The following is a 19,044-nucleotide window of genomic DNA, read 5'->3' as shown; positions in this document are numbered from 1 at the left end:
ATGCATGCTCTCGCTCGACTCTGTGTCCGCCGGCCCGTCTTCGCGACGATGTTGATCCTCTCACTTGTCGTGGTCGGCGCGTTTTCCTACTTCAGCCTTGGCGTGGATCTTCTTCCCAAGGTCGACGTGCCGACCGTTGCCGTCACCATCTCCGATCCCGGCGCGTCGCCTGAAGAGATTGAGACGGAGATCAGCAAGAAGATTGAAGATGCCGTCAACACCATCAGCGGCCTCGATGAGTTGCGTTCGACCTCTTCGGAGGGACAATCGCAGGTCATCATCACGTTCGACCTCGACAAGAATGGCGACGTAGCAGCGGAAGAGGTTCAGAACAAGATCAATCTCATCCGCAACGACCTGCCCCAGAATGCGAAGGCCCCGGTTGTACAGAAGTTCGATCCCGATGCCACTCCGGTCGTCCAGATTGCCGTGTCCGCGCCTCGCTCTCTGCGCGACCTTACGCTCATCGCGGACAAACTGATCCAACAGAAGCTGGAGAATGCGAAGGGGGTGGGGCAGGTTCGGCTTGTGGGCGGAGCGCGCCGGGAGATCCATGTCAACGTCAATCCCGAACGGCTTCGTGCCTATGGGCTTACGATCACCGATGTCGTGAACGCGGTGAGGCAGCAGAATCTTGAGCTGCCCGGTGGATCTCTCAATGGAGGTACGCGCGAGTTCACCATCCGCACGATGGGACGCATTGCCAACGCCGCTCAGTTCAACGACATCGCGATCGCGACTCGCAAGGGGTATGTGGTCAAGGTCAGCGATGTCGGCATGGCAGAAGACGGCTATGAAGAGCCCCGCACCTCAGGTCGTCTGAATGGGACGCCAGCAGTCCTGCTTGTGGTTTCGAAGCAATCCGGGGCAAACTCCGTTGAGACGGCGAATGAAGTGAAGCAGCGCCTCGCTGAGATCACAACGACACTGCCCAAGGATGTTCACACGCAGGTCGTTCAGGATCAATCGATCTTTATTGAAGCCGCGATCGACTCGATCAAGCACCATCTTGTCGAAGGCAGCCTCTTCGCCTGCGTCATTATCTACTTCTTTCTCGCGAACTGGCGTACGACGCTGATCGCTGCCATTGCGATTCCCACTTCCATTATTTCGACCTTCGCGCTGATGAAGATGATGGGATTCACGCTCAATCAGATCACGATGCTCGCGCTGACCTTGATGGTTGGGATCGTGATCGACGATGCCATCATCGTTCTTGAAAATATCTATCGTTTCATTGAAGAAAAGGGCATGTCGCCCTTCGAGGCGGCCATCGAAGGGACACGCGAGATTGGCCTCGCTGTCATGGCCACCACGCTCTCTCTTCTTGCGGTGTTCCTTCCTGTCGGGTTTATGGGAGGCATCGTCGGCCGCTTCATGAGCTCGTTCGGATTTACAGCGGCGTTCGCCATCGCGGTCTCCATGTTGGTGTCGTTCACACTCACGCCCATGCTGTGTTCGCGCTTCATCAAGCCGCAGATCATGGGATCTCACGCATCCAGCTCGAAGGAGAATAGGCTTTTCCAATTCATCAGCAGCCGCTACCTGCGTCTGCTTGAGTGGTCCATGGCGCATCGCAGAGCGGTGCTCGGCATCTGCCTCTGCACCATCCTTAGCCTTGTGCCACTCTTCATGTTCGTCGGCAAAGACTTCCAGGCCAACGATGACCAGTCTCAGTTCAACGTTCTGGTGCGTGCGCCGGAAGGAACCTCACTCGCATCGACCACGCAAGAGGCCGAGGCAATCTCGCGAGCCATTCGCAACCTGCCCGGCGTCAAGACAACCTTGCTGACCGCGGGTGGGGGAACGGACAAGGCCGTGAACAGCGCCTCGATCTACGTCAAGCTGGCCGATGTCGCTGAGCGTCTGAACACGCAGACGGAACTGATGCAACAGACGCGCACGCTGCTCGCCGGGTTCCCCAGCACCCTGCACACCAGCGTGGAACTCGTCGCCACGATCAGCAACGGAGCCAGCAACGCGCAGGTCCAGTACTTTATCCAGGGACCCGATCTCGCGAAGCTCAATCAGTACTCCGACGAGTTGCTCGCTCGCATGAAGACCATACCCGGAATCACCGATGCCGACTCGACCCTGCGCAGCGGTAAGCCGGAGGTTCGGCTCGATATCGATCGAGTCCGGGCTGCCGATCTGGGTGTCTCCGTCGACAACATCGAACAGGCACTCAATACCCTGGTTGCGGGCGAGACCGTATCCACCTTCAACGCAGGCGACGACCAGTACGACGTAAGAGTCCGCGCCGGGGAGCAGTTCCGGAGCCGCGTCGAAGAGCTTCAAAAGATTACCGTTCCTTCGACGAGACAACTGGGACCTGTGGGTCTCGACGAAGTCGTCTCCATTCAAACCTCCACGGGGCCCTCTTCGATCGATCGCATCGCGCGTCAGCGTCAGGTCACGGTCAGTTGCAACATCCTTGCCGGTTACTCCCAGTCGGCCATCCTTGCTGCTTTGCAGAAGGCTGCCTCTCAGATGCATATGGAACCCGGTTACCAGACAGGCCTTGCCGGAGCATCGAAGGAACTCAGCCGCACGGGCTACTACTTTCTGCTGGCCTTCGCCCTCACCTTCATCTTCATGTACATCGTTCTTGCGGCGCAGTTCGAGTCATTCATCCACCCCGTCACGATTCTCCTTACCCTTCCTCTCGCTGTGCCCTTCGGCATCCTCTCGCTGATCCTTGCGGGACAGACGATCAACATCTTCTCCGGGCTTGGACTTCTTCTCCTCTTCGGCATCGTGAAGAAGAATGCGATCCTGCAGATCGACCACACCAACGGTCTGCGTGCGGCGGGGATGCCTCGCTATGAAGCGATCCTTCAAGCAAATCTCGACCGACTTCGCCCTATCCTTATGACCACTCTTGCGCTCGTTGCGGGGATGCTTCCACTGGTCATCTCCCGCGGCACCGGCTCGGCCACCAACCGTTCTATCGGGGCTCTCGTGGTTGGCGGTCAATCGTTGTGTCTCCTGCTTACCCTCATCGCGGTGCCTGTCTTCTATTCGGTCTTCGAAGACGTCGCGCAACATCCCGCCTGGAAAAAGCCTATCGCGATCGTACGAACGCTGGCAGACCGTATTTCCAGCCGTAAACCCGCACCGGTTCACACCGCGTCTTCAAATGAGGCCCTCTAGCATGAAGCCCCTCATCCTCATCCTCCTCTTCTTCGTTGCATCGGGACTTCCTGCCCAGACGCCAACGGTCTCCCTAGCAAATCCCGCTTCGCCCGCGCTGCCACCTGCGGTTCTTCTTGAAGTTGCACCACGCGTCGGCATCACCAGCGAAGTCGACCTCACGCTTAGCGACATGATTCAGGCTGTTCTCGCCAACAATCGCGATATCGAGGTAGCCCGTCTCTCGCGCCTCAAGGCGTCGTTGAATCTCCACGTGGCCAAAGGCTACTTCGACCCGGTCGTTGGAGGGAATGCCTACTCGCTTCGACAGGTATCCCCTGTCACTTCCTCGTTGGGTGGAGGCACCAACGGCGCCGTCACGCAGAAGGAGATCTTCGCGGATCCTCAGATCAGCGGCAACTCGCGCTGGCTCGGAACCACTTACAAGCTCGACTTCTCCTCATCGCGGGTGAACAGCAGCAACACCTATAACACCCTCAATCCCACGTATCCCACGGCCGCGACCCTGAACCTCACGCAACCGCTGTGGGGAGGACTTCTCTTCGATCAGAATCGGGAACGCCTCTCCGTCGCTCGCAGAAATGTCGCTCAAACCGAGGAACAGTTCAGGCAGCACATCATCGATGTGACTACTCAGGGTGTCCATGCCTACTTGGAGCTCGACTATGCGCTGCGCAACCTCAATGTGCAGATCGAAGCGGTCCGGCTTGCCGAGAAGCAGGATGCGAGCAACCGCCGCCAGGTGGAGCAGGGAACACAAGCTCCTGTCGACGTCATCCAGACCCAGACTCAGATGTCGACGTATCAGCAGAATGTTTTCAACGCGCAACAGCAGGTCACGCAGGCGGAGAACACGCTCAAAGCTCTGATGCTGCCGAACCGAGCCGATCCCCTGTGGAACGCAGCATTGAAGACTTCGATCCACGCCGATCAAGCTACACCCATTCCAACCCTGGCCGAGGCTCTGAGTCAGGCCCTCAGCGAACGACCCGATCTCAAGGCCGGACAGATTGCCGTGCAGGTGAGCGGGCTCGACGCTCGCCTCGCTAAGGAGCAGACCAAGCCGCAGGTCAACCTGACAGCGCAGGTTGGCACACAGGGTCTCTCCGGAGAGAATGTCGCACAGTCGAGCGATCTCCTCGGCTCACTCTTCGCGCCTCTCTTCACGCGCGTCAACGACCTTTCCACGCTCGCCGGTCTGCCTGCTCTTCCGACCACCGGCTCCGGATCGACGACCTCGGTTCCGGGTTTCTTTCTCGGAGGGTATGGGCAGTCGCTGCAAAACCTCAGAGACGGCCGCTTCCCGACCGTCAAGATCGGCCTTCAGGTCTCCTTTCCGATCGCGAATCGCACAGCGCGTGCCCAGGAGCAAATTGCGAAAGCAAATGTGAAGCAGGCCACCACACAACAGCAGCAACTCGAGATGACCGTGGAGAGCGAGGTCCGGAACAGCCTGCAGCGTCTTACCAACGCAGACCTCCTGTTGAACGCGGCGCAACGCACCGCACAACTCGCACAGCAGCAGTATGAGAGTGAACAGCGCCAATTCAAAGCCGGGACCTCCTCCGTCTTCCTCATCCTTCAACGTCAGACTGAACTCATTAACGCGAAGCTCCGGGAGATTCGGGCCTCTGCGGATCGCGGCGAAGCGGAGGCCGACTTCGATCAGGCAACCGCCAATACGCTGCATCGCCAGAACATCGATATCGTCGCCGAGGCAAGGAAGAAGCCGTAGTTCATCCATTATGGATTTCGCGGTTGCGCGGCGCTCTTCAGGGGCCTTTCCAATCCAACGGCGTTAAGCACGATCAAAATACGGGCGGAAATGGGAAGTTCGCGCGCATTTTGGGCCTCTTTCCCTCCTATAATCTTTCTCTCAGTGGAAACATGGGCCAAAATGCGAAGAGTGGGAACGATGTTGCGATGTCTGTTCGGGGCAGGCCTTGCCGGCGTCTGTTTGTTGTCCGCAGGATGTGGCCCCACCGCTGGGGTTGAGGTGATGGTTCAGCCGCATCTGGCGTTCGACCCAATCTCGCCGCACGCGTACGGAGACGCGCCGCTCGCTGTCAACGCGACGTCTCTCTCGCCCGCTCCGATCGCATACAGTTTGGTATCCGGGCCGGGGACTCTTTCGGGAAAGACTGTCACGCTGACCAGCGCCGGTACGGTGGTATTGAGCGCGACGCAGCCCGCGACCGCAACCTATGCAGGCGCAACGGCGCAGATCAGCTTCGATGTCGCTCGCGCCGGCAATGCGCTCCTTTTTATGCCGATCGGGCCGCATACCTATGGCGATCGTTCCTTTGTTCTTGTGGCGACATCAACCTCCGCCTCTACTGGACCAATCACGTACCAGGTGATGGCGGGGCCGGGAGTGGTCTCCGGAAACAGGTTGACCCTGCAGGGTGCGGGAACCATCGTGGTGCGTGCCACGCAGGCGGCCGATCCGAACTATGTGGCGGCGACGGTCGATACCTCCGTCTCTGTCGCCAAGGCCGCGAGTGTATTTGACTTTGCATTTGTGCCCACGCACACGTTTGGCGATGCGCCCTTTGCCGTCAATGCGGCCTCTGACTCCAGTGGCGCAGTCACATATGCTCTTGTCTCTGGGCCTGCAAGCGTCTCCGGAAATATCGTCACGCTGACCGGAGCGGGTCGTGTGACTCTGAGCGCAAGCCAAGCGAGCGATGCGAATTACCTCGCTGGAACGGCTACGGCGGCCTTCAGTGTGGCCAGGGCGCCGAACTCTGTGACCTTCGATGCGATTCCCGCGCATGCCTTTGGCGACGCTCCGTTCACGGTCTCCGCGACATCGAGTTCCAGGTCCAGTTCACCGGTGACCTACCAGCTCGTTTCAGGCCCTGCTACCTTGGCCGGCCAGACGGTCACGCTGACCGGAGCGGGCTCCGTGGTCCTGAGCGCCTCCCAGGCTATCGATACGAACTATGCCGCCGCGACCGCCGAGACTACCCTCCCCATTGCGCGTGCGACCAACAGCCTGATTCTCAGTCCGATTCCCGACCAGGTGTTCTCCAATCCACCTCCGACGGTGACGTTGGCCGCCACCTCGAGTACCTCATCGACGAGCGTCATCACGTATGCGGTGGTGTCCGGCCCCGGAACGGTCTCCGGAAGCGTCCTGACGATTTCCGGTGCGGGGCAAATGACTGTGCGTGCCACGCAGGCCTCCGATGCGAACTACAGAGCAGCTACGGCGCAGACGTCCTTCCAGGTGACCAATGCCAACCACCTGCTTACTTTCGATGGGATCGCATCGCACACGTTTGGCGATCCACCGTTCACGGTGACGGCTTCTTCGGGGGCGACGACGCCGATCGTCTACAGCGTTGTCTCGGGCCCCGCGACCATCTCCGGCCGTGTCGTCACGCTGACCGGAGCCGGCTCCGTGGTGCTCCGGGCCGACCAGGCCGCCGACGCCAACTACAGTGCGCAGACGGCGCAAAGCAGCTTCGCGGTCGCAAAGGGGAGCGCAACGCTTGCCTTTGTTCCCGTGACCGGTGTGATCGACGGTGATCCTCCCTTCGCAGTCTCCGCCACGTCAAAGTCCACCGGTGCCGTGACGTATTCCCTGGTCTCGGGGCCAGCGACGCTTTCTGGGGATCGGGTGACCGTAACCGGGGCAGGAACCGTGACGCTTGCGGCACGTCAGGCCAGTGACGCGAACTATGCGGTCTCCACTGCGCAAACCACCTTTACGGTCGCGGCTCCGAATACCTCCGCGACCGGCCTGATCGAACATGTTGTGGTCATCTTTCAGGAGAATGTCTCCTTCGATCATTATTTTGCGACCTACCCGAACGCGACCAATCCGGCGGGCGAACCTCTGTTTACCGCTCTGCCGAATACCCCGGCGGTCGATGGCCTGTCTCCCCGTCTCCTGACGCGCAACCCGAACGCGGCCAATATTCGCAATGGTGCAGGCGCGATCAACCCGTTCCGCCTCGACCCTGCGAACGCGGCCACCGCGGACCAGGACCATAACTATCAGGCAGAGCAGATGGCCTTCAACGGCGGCGCGATGGATCTCTTTCCGCTCTCGGTGGGGGCGGCCGATGGTCCTGCGCTGGCGACGAACGGTCCGGCGGCGACGACCGGACTGACGATGGGCTACTTCGACGGCAATACCGTCACCGGTTTGTGGAACTACGCGCAGCACTTTGCCCTCAGCGATCACTTCTTCGCGACCAACTTCGGTCCATCCACGCCGGGAGCGATCAATCTGGTTTCCGGCCAGACGAACGGCGTCGTCAACGATGGCAATGCACAGGGCGGCATGCTTCCGGATGGCTATGGCGGGTCGTCCATCATTGGCGACCCTGACCCGTTCAACGACATCTGCTCCAATGTTGGGGCCGGCGTGGTGCATATGATCGGCAGAAACATCGGGGATCTGATGAATTCGGCCGGTATCTCCTGGGGGTTTTTCACCGACGGATTTGATCCCACTCTTGTGAATCCCAACGGAACAACCGGGTGCCGCCGTAGCCATCATTCGACGATTACAGGACGCACCACGGCAGACTACATTCCGCACCACCAACCCTTCCAGTACTACGCTTCCACGGCGAACCCGACCCATGCGAGGCCGGTTTCAACCAGCTTGATCGGCAAGGCCGGCGATGGCGGTACAGCGCATCAGTACGACCTGCACGACTTCTTCGATGCCCTGGCCGCAGGCAACTTTCCAACCGTCAGCTACCTGAAGGCTCCGGCCTACCAGGACGGTCACGCGGGGTATTCAGACCCGCTCGATGAACAGGCGTTTATCGTTTCGGTTTTGAATACGATTCAGAAGACGCCGCAGTGGTCGAAGACGGTGGTGCTGATCGCCTACGACGATTCGGATGGCTGGTATGACCATGAGTTCAAGATTGTGAATGGGTCCGCCGGCGCGGGGGATGCCTTCACCTCCAAAGGATTCTGCGCCGATGGCACGACTGCTCTGCCCGGGGTGGCTTCCGCAACTCTCCATGCGCAGGGCCGTTGCGGCTATGGACCGCGCCTGCCGTTCCTGGTGGTCTCGCCCTGGGCAAAGCCAAACTATGTCGATTCGAATGTGCTCGATCAGACGTCGATCATGCGATTTATCGAGGACACCTTCCTCAACGGGCAGCGTGTGGGCCAGGGATCGTTCGATACGATTGCGGCTCCGATCAATCCTCTTCTGGACCTTCGCCGCAGCACGCCGCAGAATATGCATACCGTTCTGCTGGATCCGGTTACCGGAGTGGTCACGAGCGTGAATTAAAGCGTAAGGCCTACACATCGCCGGTGAGAGGCAAAAGAAAAGGATGCGCCCGCACGAGATCGCTTCGTAGCGGGCGCTCGCCTTACTGGACCGTCACCGTGAACGATACCGAGTGCTGCACGCTTCCTGAGGTTGCGTTGAGCGTAAGCGGAAACGTCTGCGCAACGGTCGCCTTGTCGCCGCAACCGGAGAGAGCGGCCGTTCCACCAAGCAGCGCAAGCAGCGTAACGAGCATCAGTCCCCTGGTTCGTCTCTGCCGCATTCCTGCCAGAGGCAACGCAAGTACCAGGAAGCCGAGGTACACCACCTTGGAGTTGGACGTGCGCCTGGCCGTCGCCGTGCTGGTTCGGAGCGTGACCACTACCGGTACAGCTCCTGCGCCCGCATCCACGGTCGCCGGACTTACCGTATACGTCGCTCCGGCCGGCAGTCCTGTCAGGCTGAAACTCACCGTTCCCGGATATGCCTGGTACAGAGGGGCAAGCTGTGCATTGAAACTGACCGAGGTCCCTGCGGACACTGTCTGAGAGACGCTCGATCCAGCGGTCAAGGTGAAATCAAGAGGAGCCACCGTCACCACGACGCTGCCTGAGGTCGAAGCCAGAAAGTTTTGGTCGCCGCTATAGACCGCCGTCACGCTGCGCGCCCCAGAGAGAAGAGCCGTGGTGCTCAGCACCGCGACGCCGCTGCTCATCGAGACAGGTTGCCCCAGGGCGGCGCCGTCCACCAGGAAGCTGACGGTGCCACTCGCTGGAAGGCTGATGCCTGTTGCCGCCGGGGTTGCGGTAAGGATTACGGCCTGTCCCGGCACGATCGATGTGCTGTTTGCCGAGAGAGTGACCGCGATCGCGGCCCTGGCAACGGGCACGCTCGTATTCGCGGAGCCAAGGGCATAGTTATCCGTTGCCTCCTGGGTCGCGGCCAGCACGATCGCTCCCGCTCCCGTGAGGCTCACGGTGCTTCCGGAGATCGTGGCCTGTCCCGATACCACCCGGTACGCGATGGCCGCGGAGGATGTCGAGGTTGCTGAAACTGTGAAGGGAGCGTCGCCGAAGGTATGCCCTGTGATGCTCGCGAAGCTGATTGCAGGCGTAGCCTTAGTCACGGTGAAACTCATCTGGGCCGATCCGGCGTTGTAGTTGTCCTGGGTCGCCTGATCGGTCTGGAGAAGAACGGTTCCGGCTCCTGTCAGGGTAACGATGTTGCCAGCGACTGTCGCCGGTCCGGAGACGACGCTGTAGGTGATCGTAGCGGGGGAGGTGGAAGTGGCCGATATCGCAAAGGGGGCATCGCCAAATGTGTGCGCTGCCAGGGTTCCGAAGGTCAGCGCCGGGGTGGCCTTTGCTATCGTGAAGCTTCCTCGTGCGGATGCGGCGATGTAGTTGTCCTGGGTCGGCTGGTCGGCCTGGAGCAGAACGGTTCCGGACCCTGTCAGTGTCATGGTGCTACCAGCGATGGTTGCCGGTCCGGAGACGACGCTGTAGGTGATGGAGGCTGGAGAGGTCGAAGTGGCCGATACCGCAAAGGGCGCATCGCCAAATGTGTGTGCTGCCAGAGTCCCGAAGCTGAGCACCGGGGTGGCCTTTGCTACCATAAAACTTGTCTGGGTGGTTGCGATATCGTAGTTTCCGTGGACGGACTGGTCGGCCTGGAGTACGACTGTTCCGGCGCCTGTGACCGTCACCATATTGCCGGCGATGGTTGCCGGCCCAGAGACGACGCTATAGGTGATGGTGGCCGTTGAGGTTGAAGTCGCCGATACGGCAAAGGGAGCATCGCCATAGGTATGCGGTCCTACCGGTGCGAAGTTCATGACGGGGATGGCCTTGATCACGAGGAAGCTCGTCTGTGCCGAGGCGACATCGTAGTTGCCTTGAGCCGCCTGGCTCGCTCCCAGAACCACGACCCCGAGCCCCGTGATTGTCACGGTGTTTCCGGAGAGCGTCGCCTGCCCGGAGATGACGCTGTAGGTCACGGTTCCGGAAGAGGCTGAGGTTGCCGAAACGGTGAACGGAGCATCGTTGAAGGCGTGTGTTGCAATGGCGGCGAAGGCCAATGTGGGAGTTGCCTTGGCGACGGAGAACGTTGCGGTCGCGGTACTCGCAGCGTAGTTTCCTTGCGCGGCTTGCGCAACGGTCAGTGTCACCGGTCCCGCACCGGTTAGCGTAACGATGTTGCCCGCAACGGTCGCCGGACCCGAGGTGACGCTGTAGGTAAGGGCCCCGGTTGAGTTCGACGTGGCGGAGACGGCGAATGCCGCATCCCCGAACGTATGCGCACCGATCGTGGTGAAGGCGAGCTGCGGATCGATGCCGTTGACGGTAACCGACAGCGCGTTGGAGGTGGAGGTCGAGTAGATGCTGTCGCCGTTGTACCCGGCTGTCACGGAGTCCGCGCCGACCGTCAGATTCGTGACGGTGATGCTGGCGGTGCCATTGCTGTTCAGGGTCGCTGAACCGATCGACGCTCCGTTGGAGTAGAACGTGACCGTACCGGTGGGCAGAACGCTCGTTCCTAACACCATGGAGGCGGTCAGGGTAATGGGATCACCCGCGTTCAGCGACGTCGTCGACGCTGTGAGGTGCGTCATGCTTGCGACAGGAGCGATATTGTTCAGGATGATGCCGATGCCGGAGCCGCCATTTGTCGTATCACCGTCGTAGTAGGCGCTCACGTATAGCAGACCCGCAGGAAGGTTCGTGGTGGTCAGGGTTGCGACTCCGCTGGCATTTATCGGGGCGGTTCCAAGCGGCACTGTGTTGGCGCTGAAGGATACGCTGCCGCTCGGGTGCGAGCCCGATATGGTGGCCGTTAACGTGGCTGAAGTCCCCGCCACAAGCACCGTAGGCGTGGCGGTAAGGGCTGTCGTTGTGGTCGTCTTCGTGTTGAGGACAGTATCGAGATAGCCCATTCTCCTTCTCAGCCAGGTCGTGAGAAACTCGACCTCCCCGTCATAGGTGCCCACTGCCTCTGTATCCGGCCATACCAGGATGCCCAGCATTGGCCAACGCGAGAAGTTGTTCTTCTGCGCGGTCTCCAGTGCCGATCCCTGCTGGGCAATCGACGTAATCCAGTTGGACAATACGCCATTGCTCTTCATAGCGTTGAACTGGGATCTGACGTCGGCGAGAAAGGACGGATCGCTGAACAGACGGGGATACCACGGGTTCTGCGTCTGCATCCACGGAACGGTCGGTTCGGTAATTGCCTGGGAGAGCGCGGTTCCCGCACTCAAATCGAAGTCCCATACCGGCCCCATGTACAGCAGGGGATTGTTCTTGTCTTTGTAAAGGTAGATGCTGCTGAAGAAACGGCCCGCATCCAGGTTGCCCATCAGGTCGTTGACGAGATAGTAGTTCACCAGCGAAGCGTCGTCGAAGTAAGCTCTCCAGCCTAGCGTCGGATCCGTGTAATTGGGGGAGAACAATGCCGCTTCTGCAGCATTGACATAGTTTTGGATATAAGTCGTCTGCTCCGGAACCTCGGGAGTAAAGTCCGGGTCTTCAAGTCCGAAATAAACCCCATGCGGCGTAATAAAGGTGAAGTCTTCCGCCTGGCGTTGGTCGATCTCCAGGAAATAACCGCCAGTCAATGCTTTGCCGGAGATATCGGTCTTCGCCATCTCATTGATATTGACGCGGTGACTATCCACCTTGACCTGCTCGATGAGTTGATACGTGCCTTGATACGCCCCATTCAAGTAGAGTTCGACAAACAACGAATGAGGAGCCCACCACATCAGGGTCGACGTACCGCTAGGAGTGGGTGAATTTGCCGGAGAATTGAGATACGCGCCACCAAAGGTGATTGAATTGGCGAGAGCCGATGCCGACCAGTCGCGCAATAGTGTCTTATCGTCATAGTTTGCAAGCAGCACATAGCTTTTGGACTTGTCGCACGTCGCGACGCCACCGCTCTTCACATACCCGCAGGAGAGTCCCATGCCGCTCAGCAGATCCGTGCTTGTGTTCAACGAGACGCTGTACGGAAGCTTGGGCATCAACGCCGTGGTATTGCCGTGGACATGGAAGGTTGCAGTGTTGTCGGTTCCCGCGATACCCGGGAGGTAGGTAGTCGATCCATCGGCAGACGTGATCGTTATGGTACCCGGCACGTTGATCGCCTTACTCACGATGGCCGTCCCGCCTGTATTGATGCTGACGATGGGGAGGTTGATCCCCTGCGGAGACGGGAGGAAACTGGGATTGTGAAGTGAAACAGTCAGGGAGAGCGGGAAAGTCGCGCTCGTTGTACCTTGCGTGGCCACGACGGAGATCGTGCTGGTGGCGGTGTCTGGATTGGTTGGATCGTAATGCGGAAAGGCCTCCTGGTCTGCGGCTACCGATGCCGCGAGTTGCAGCACGCCGGAAGTTCCGGGCGCAAGACTCAGGGGAGAGACGCTGATGCCCGAAGGCAGTCCCGTCAGCGTGATGCTGACAGGATTTGTACCAGTTCCGGTGCCGCCCAGTGTGACGGGGATCGTGATGCCGGAATCGCCTGGATGAATCGTCAGTGCGGAGATCGAGGACGACACACTCAAGGTCTGCGCGATTCCCGGAAGGCTCCAGCCGAAGCAGAGGACGAAGAAAACGATCGAGAAGGTCGAGTGAAACCTGGAAAACATAACTACTGCTCCTGAGTCGAAGCGATGGCATCGTTCGCGTTCGTGATTGTGAAACGCAAGAGGGCCCGGGGAGTGGGATGAATCAAATGGTGCCGTGTAACAAAGGGGAGAATCTATAGAACGTAACATGGCCATCCGGAAGGCGGAGGCTTCCCTGGGTTTTGACAGGGTAATTACGCTAAGCATTTGAATCGTCCAGGCGACCCAGCGATGGATTAAGATTCTCTTGCCCTATGGATTGAAACCCGCAGACAACGTTCTGGTCAAGTCATTGCCAACGTAAGACCATTACGGATGGAGCACTGGGGTCCATCCGTATTGGCCTGCTGCTTACCAGTACTTAGTCCTCGATGGTTCCGTAGCGCTCCGCAACAATATGCGACTCGGGAGCATCGCCCCCCAGACTGTTCGTTTCGAGCAATACCTCGAAGGGAGCGATTGTATGATCTGGTTTCAGTGCCTTTCGCAAAATCGGCTCAAGCCTGTTCTTGTTCAACAGGAGATCGGCGGCAGCCTGTGTTCCTGCCATGGTCAGTCCGGCGATCAGAATCACATGACCTTGTCCGTCCATCCCCGGTTCAAAGGCAAGTACGGCGTAGGTTCGTCGCGACTCTTCGGCCCAGGCGTTTCGGTAGGTCCTTGCCTCGGGGGGAAGGGGGTGACGGTTGGTGACGTAGGAGTCATCGGTCGCGGTCTCATACTCCAGCACAAAGTTCTGACGATTCTGAAACAGCTCAGCCCAGGGATTGGTATGGACTGAGCCAAGCAGGATCGCATTCGAGTGTTTGAGTTCGTCGATGCGGACGTCGCGCGCGTAGTGGATGGCGAAGCGGGCGGGGATGCGTTCTGGCAGATGCGAAAGCGCAACCACGACATTGATATCGACCACACTGGTGTATTGCTGGGTGCGGACATCCTTTAAACTGCGCAGGTCCACGTTCTTTTGCGCCATGGATTGCGGTAGGTAGGTTCCTGTGATGTAGTCCTCAAGATGGACGGAGTGGTGCGAAAGATTCTCGAGGATACCCAGGCCGCTGTCGGCGGGAACGATGAGTGTATCGCGGTCGGGGCGGAAGACCTCCGTCCAAAAGATATGATCCAGATCGGGCGATGCGTGCGCGAGGGTTCTTGCACGGACGAGGCTGGGGATAATGGTGACGGCAAGCAGGACTACGGCCATTGAGAGGGCACTGCAGGCGATAGCGCGACCCCAACTCTTCCAGAATGTGGGTTGTGGAACTGCCTGGAGTTGGAGGTTTCCCGTATCTACGGGCTGCGGTGAAAGAGGAGGAGCGTCGGTGTACTCTGCCAGCTCTGGCTTCGGATCTGCGTCTGCGGGGAATGGCAGGAAGACGGGGACATAGCCGCCCAGTGGGATCTGAATATGGATCGGCTCATCCCTTCCTTCGTTCAGGAAGTACTCTTCGAGCCTCTTTCTTAGTAGGCGTGCGTAGTTACGTACGACGTTGTCGGTGCCGGGGTTGTAGTCGGCGGGGCGGCGGAAGGCGCGGACGCCAATCTGATACTCCGTGATCTCAGCGCCGAAGCCGCGAAGCTCGCGATCGCAGACATACAAGAGAAAGTTCGTGAGGAACGGGGACTTCACGAAGCTCTTGGACTTCACGATTCTCGTCGCTAGGTGCCAGCGAGGATCCGCCGACAGGGCAGAACTTGATGGGGGGATCTGTTCTCGCTCAGGCGATAGGGAAGGCATGCATCGTTTCTCAAGAGACGGTAAGGAGGGTTTCATCTCAGCTTGTTATGTGGGGAGAGCCGATGTCCTCAAGCTAGTGAAGTCAGGTGAAAGTTTCGTGAACGGCATCCTGTCAACGCGGCCTGTCTCTTCTCCTTTCCACGGTGTAAAGCAGAGCGTGGACGTCTCCGACTGTCTTTTAATCTCTGATGAACATACAGAGGTTCTGCGGTCTGGGCAAGCGTTAAGTCCCCGCAATTTGTCTTCCTCGATTGTTGTTACCTGGTTACAGGCTGGTACCCCGGTGTTGCCACCTACCGCGCGCTCCTGGATTGCTGGAAGATCGGTCTGTTTCGCATTCCATCTCCATACGTGAAGTCTTCCAAGGAGTTCCATGGCTCGTTACCTTCCTACCTGTTTGTTCCGTACTCAGCGGAAAATCCTCCTTTCTTTTCATGCGCGGTTCTACCTCCTGGCACTCTGCGCGATGCTCCTCTTCGGCTTCTCCCCAGTGTTCGCCCAGTTCGATTCCGGAAGCGTGCTCGGCACGGTTCGGGATGGCGACGGAAACCTGGAACCGAAGGCGTCGGTCATCCTGATCAACGTCGCCACTGGCAGTCAGCGGCGGGTGGTTTCAAATGGCCGGGGTGAATATGAGTTCGGGTCGGTGAAGCCCGGAGACTATAGCCTCACGGCCGAACTTGCCGGTTTCAAGACGGCGAAGGTGCCGCAGTTCTCGGTTGCCGTCGCTGCCCGCCAAAGGATCGACGTCCATCTGGAACTGGGCGCGGTGAGCGAAACGGTTACCGTGAGCGCCGCGCAACCAATGCTTGAGACAGACACCAGCGATCGCGGCGAAGTCATCGGCCGACAGGAGATCGTAAACCTCCCGCTGAATGGCCGTTCTTACGCCGACCTGGCGCTGCTTGTACCGGGTGTCCGTAAATCCGTCCTGGAAAACCAAACCCTCTCCAGCCGTGACTCCTCTTTCAACGTGAATGGACAGCGGAGCGAACTGAACAATTTCATCCTCGATGGTCTGGACAATAACCTCTACGGAACCGACAATCAGGGATTTTCGAACCAGACCATTCAACCTTCGCCCGATGCACTGAGTGAATTCAAGGTGATGACCAGCAACTACAGCGCGGAATACGGTCGCGTGACCGGAGCCGTCATCAATGTTACGACCCGAAGCGGCACGAGCAGCTTCCACGGAAGCGCATGGGAGTATGTGCGTAACACCTCCCTCAACGCGATCGGGCCTTTTCTGCCGCCCGTGAACGCACTGACCGGGCAGACCCAGAAACCTGTCTATCAGCAGAATCAGTTCGGTGGAACCTTCGGCGGACCACTCAAACTGCCTTTCCTTCGCAACAAGCAGTTCTTCTTCCTGGACTATGAGGGCCAGCGGCGCGTCACCAAGAGTCTGGCAACGGCGACGCTCCCTGATGCAAACCAGCGTGCTGGCCGTTTCCAAACGGCGGTCATGAACCCCTATACCGGCCAGATTTATCCGGTCGATCCGGCGACGGGCTTCTCTCAGGTTCCTGCCAGCCAGATCAATCCGCTGGCGACTCTGGTGATGGCAGCTTTGCCTTTGCCGAATCTGGCGGCGGCTTCGAACAACTACATCTCCCTGCCACGCGGGTCGCTTGCTGATGACAAAGGAGATGCTCGCTATGACGGGTACTTCACCCCGAAGCTGACCGGCTTCTTTCGCTTCAGCGAGCGCAACGTGAACATCTTCGATCCGCCGAACATCCCCGGGATCGCGGGCGGCAACTCGAACAGCGTCGTCAAGATCTTCGATCAGCAAGAGGCCTTCGGCATGACCTATGCGGTTAGCAACAACTCGTTGATCGATGCGCGTATCGGCATCAGCCTGATCGACGGAAGCAAAGCGCCTCCGTTCATCGGCCAGCCTAGCCTTCTTGCGCAGGCCGGTATCCCGAACCTTCCTACCGACCCCAGGATCGTGGGACCCTTGAACACGCAGGCCGTAAATAATTTCAGCACCTTCGGCCGCCAGACGACGAGCCCGAACGTGCAGAATCCCTTCGTTATCGATCCGAAGGTGAACTACTCGCTGCTGCGTGGTGCGCATAGTCTAAAGTTCGGCTATGAGTATCAGCGTATCGCGGTCGCCGTTGACGATTTTCATCCGAAGTACGGCAATGACGTTTACTCTGGCGCGTTCAGCACTCCCCCCGCGGGGCAATATGCTCCTACGCCCGCTCCAAGCGCAACCTATGTAAACGAAGATATCGCGCTGACGGACTTTTTCTTTGGAGCGCGCAGCCACTACGAGTTGAATAACACGCACGTCGCAAACATCCAGCAGAGGTTGCATCAGTGGTACGCGCAGGACGACTGGCGGGTCAATCATAAGCTCACCCTTAACATCGGTCTGCGTTACGAACTGGGCACGCCGATGTGGGAGGCAAACAACCAGCTTGCCAACTTCGATCCTGCCACCTCGCCGTCCACGGGGCTTCTGATCACTGCGTCGTCCGGATCGATCTACAACCGGGCTCTCGTCAACATGCAGAAGAACAACTTCGCACCCCGGGTTGGATTTGCCTACGAGCCGCAGGCGGGAACAGTTCTCCGCGGCGGTTATGGCATCAGCTATACCCACTTCGTGCGCGAAGGCGGCGAAAATCTTTTGGTCTACAACGCTCCCTTCACCTTCGATGCGCAGGTCAATCAGCGTGCTCCCCTCGTTGCTACGAACCCGCAGCCGCTATGCACGAGCATCAACCAGAACCCCGCGAGTTGTTTCCGGACGACGATGCAGGGCTACGCAAACGGCTTCACCGATGCCTCGAACTTCAATCCACTGCTCGCACAGCCTCACTACCAGCCGAAGAACGATCCGAACGGATATGCGGAGGCCTGGCACCTGACGCTGCAGCAGCAGATCAGCGCCAATACGCTGTTGGAGATTGCCTACGTCGGCGTCGAAGGCAAGCACCTGCCGACCTTGGCGGACTACAACGAAGCAACTCCCCAGCCAACGACGTGCCTGACCAACGTCAACACCTGCAAGACGGTGCAGGCGCGGCGCGCGCTGCAGAGCTTTGCCGGCATTGAGATTGCCTTTGGCGCAGGGGACAGTATCTATCACGCGCTTCAGGCGAAGATCGAGCATCGCTATGCCTCAGGCTTCTATCTCCTGAACGCCTTCACCTGGTCGCACGCGACGGACAATGCCTCGGGAACGCTTGAGAATAACAACGGCGATACGAACTTTCTCACCTATACCAATCCAAACTACGATCGTGGCCGCTCCGGATACGACCAGCCCATCAACAACACGACGTCGCTCATTTACGATCTCCCCTTCGGCCGCGGACGTCGCTTCGGCGCGAACTCCGGTTCGATCCTGCAGACCATCGTTGGTAACTGGCAGTTCACTGCCATCCATACCGCGACCAGTGGCCTGCCCGTCAACCTCACCTATTCGGCTGGCGGATACAAGGTGGGCGCCCTGGCTTCCGATGCATTTGCTCTGACCGCTGGTGCTGCCTCGTCGGGAACACTCTATGCCCAACGTCCGAACATCATTGGAAACCCCATCAATTCGTCGAGCAACTGGGTCAAGACGGCGTCGGCTCTGAACGGCTATCTCAACCCGGCCTCGGTAACCTTGCCTACCGATCCGAGCCGCCCGCTCGGAAACGCACCGCGCAACGCTACCCGCTCGCTTGGATTCTCGCAACTGGATCTCGGCCTTCACAAGGCATTCGGACTTTGGAGAGAGGGCACAACCCTCGACTTCCGCGCCGAAGCATTCAATGCATTGAACCAGGTGAACTACCAGGCACCGGATGGTACTCGAACCGACGGTGGCTACGGGGCAATCACCTCGGCGTATCCAGCTCGTCAGCTCCAGTTCGCCGCAAAGCTCATCTTCTAACCAAGGCAGTATCAGGGGGCGGAGACCACACCGTGGTCTTCGCCCCTTTTGCAGGTTACGAACTGAAATCATGACGAGTACGTTCGGCATGTGCCGCCCGCAACGGTACCGACAGGGACCACAACCCACACGATGTCTGAGCATATCCGCGTCCCCACGCGAGCTATGATCTTCATGAGGGGCTGCTCTGTCATACGGGCCGACAAGTGGAAGACGGCTCGAAGAGGACCCATCGACCGTCTGTCAGTTACAAAAAAGAATCATGGGAACAAGCCAACTCGCATTGCGCGTCCCGATCGCGTTCGAGTCAGCGATGCTGCGCCCTCCAAGAGAAGGACGATAGCATCCACTTAGGCCTATACTGAGCAATCTGGTGCATCCTT

General features: G+C 59.0%; 6 protein-coding genes. 4 read left to right on the top strand and 2 right to left on the bottom strand.

What is annotated here, in order from left to right; all coding sequences use genetic code 11:
• The 3 genes from BM400_RS01235 (at position 1) to BM400_RS22330 (ending at position 8,422) form a co-directional block, all read left to right on the top strand.
• Positions 1-3,153: an efflux RND transporter permease subunit gene (locus BM400_RS01235; RefSeq protein ID WP_089835864.1), complete on the top strand. Its 3,153-nt coding sequence runs from the start codon at positions 1-3 to the stop codon at positions 3,151-3,153.
• 1 nt (position 3,154) lies between these two features.
• Entirely contained in the window at positions 3,155-4,888 is a 1,734-nt protein-coding gene (locus BM400_RS01230) for a TolC family protein (protein WP_175528809.1), read from the top strand.
• A gap of 180 nt (positions 4,889-5,068) precedes the next feature.
• On the top strand, positions 5,069-8,422 hold the full coding sequence (locus tag BM400_RS22330) for an alkaline phosphatase family protein (RefSeq protein ID WP_245781620.1): 3,354 nt from the start codon (positions 5,069-5,071) through the stop codon (positions 8,420-8,422).
• Between the two features lie 82 nt (positions 8,423-8,504).
• Here BM400_RS22330 and BM400_RS01220 read toward each other — a convergent pair whose 3' ends face one another.
• A complete protein-coding gene (locus BM400_RS01220) occupies positions 8,505-13,046 on the bottom strand; it encodes an Ig-like domain repeat protein (RefSeq protein WP_175528808.1) in 4,542 nt (1,513 codons plus the stop codon).
• Between the two features lie 340 nt (positions 13,047-13,386).
• Positions 13,387-14,670, bottom strand: a complete 1,284-nt coding sequence (locus tag BM400_RS01215; RefSeq protein WP_089835858.1) for a hypothetical protein — start codon at positions 14,668-14,670, stop codon at positions 13,387-13,389.
• Positions 14,671-15,226: 556 nt separating this feature from the next.
• On the opposite strand from BM400_RS01215, the gene BM400_RS01210 reads away from it, so the two are divergent.
• Entirely contained in the window at positions 15,227-18,661 is a 3,435-nt protein-coding gene (locus BM400_RS01210) for a TonB-dependent receptor (protein WP_245781619.1), read from the top strand.
• Positions 18,662-19,044 lie beyond the last annotated feature (383 nt).

This window comes from Granulicella pectinivorans (assembly GCF_900114625.1).
In the GTDB taxonomy this organism is placed as follows: Bacteria; Acidobacteriota; Terriglobia; order Terriglobales; family Acidobacteriaceae; genus Edaphobacter; species Edaphobacter pectinivorans.
The sequence above is the reverse complement of the archived record's forward strand: the minus strand, read 5'-3'. Positions and strand labels throughout refer to the sequence as shown.

What these genes read in the sequence shown, in the direction of transcription:
- BM400_RS01235 (WP_089835864.1), top strand. Translation starts at nt 1, where the DNA reads ATGCATGCTCTCGCTCGACTCTGTGTCCGCCGGCCCGTCTTCGCGACG.
- BM400_RS01230 (WP_175528809.1), top strand. Translation starts at nt 3,155, where the DNA reads ATGAAGCCCCTCATCCTCATCCTCCTCTTCTTCGTTGCATCGGGACTT.
- BM400_RS22330 (WP_245781620.1), top strand. Translation starts at nt 5,069, where the DNA reads ATGTTGCGATGTCTGTTCGGGGCAGGCCTTGCCGGCGTCTGTTTGTTG.
- BM400_RS01220 (WP_175528808.1), bottom strand. Translation starts at nt 13,046, where the DNA reads ATGTTTTCCAGGTTTCACTCGACCTTCTCGATCGTTTTCTTCGTCCTC.
- BM400_RS01210 (WP_245781619.1), top strand. Translation starts at nt 15,227, where the DNA reads ATGCTCCTCTTCGGCTTCTCCCCAGTGTTCGCCCAGTTCGATTCCGGA.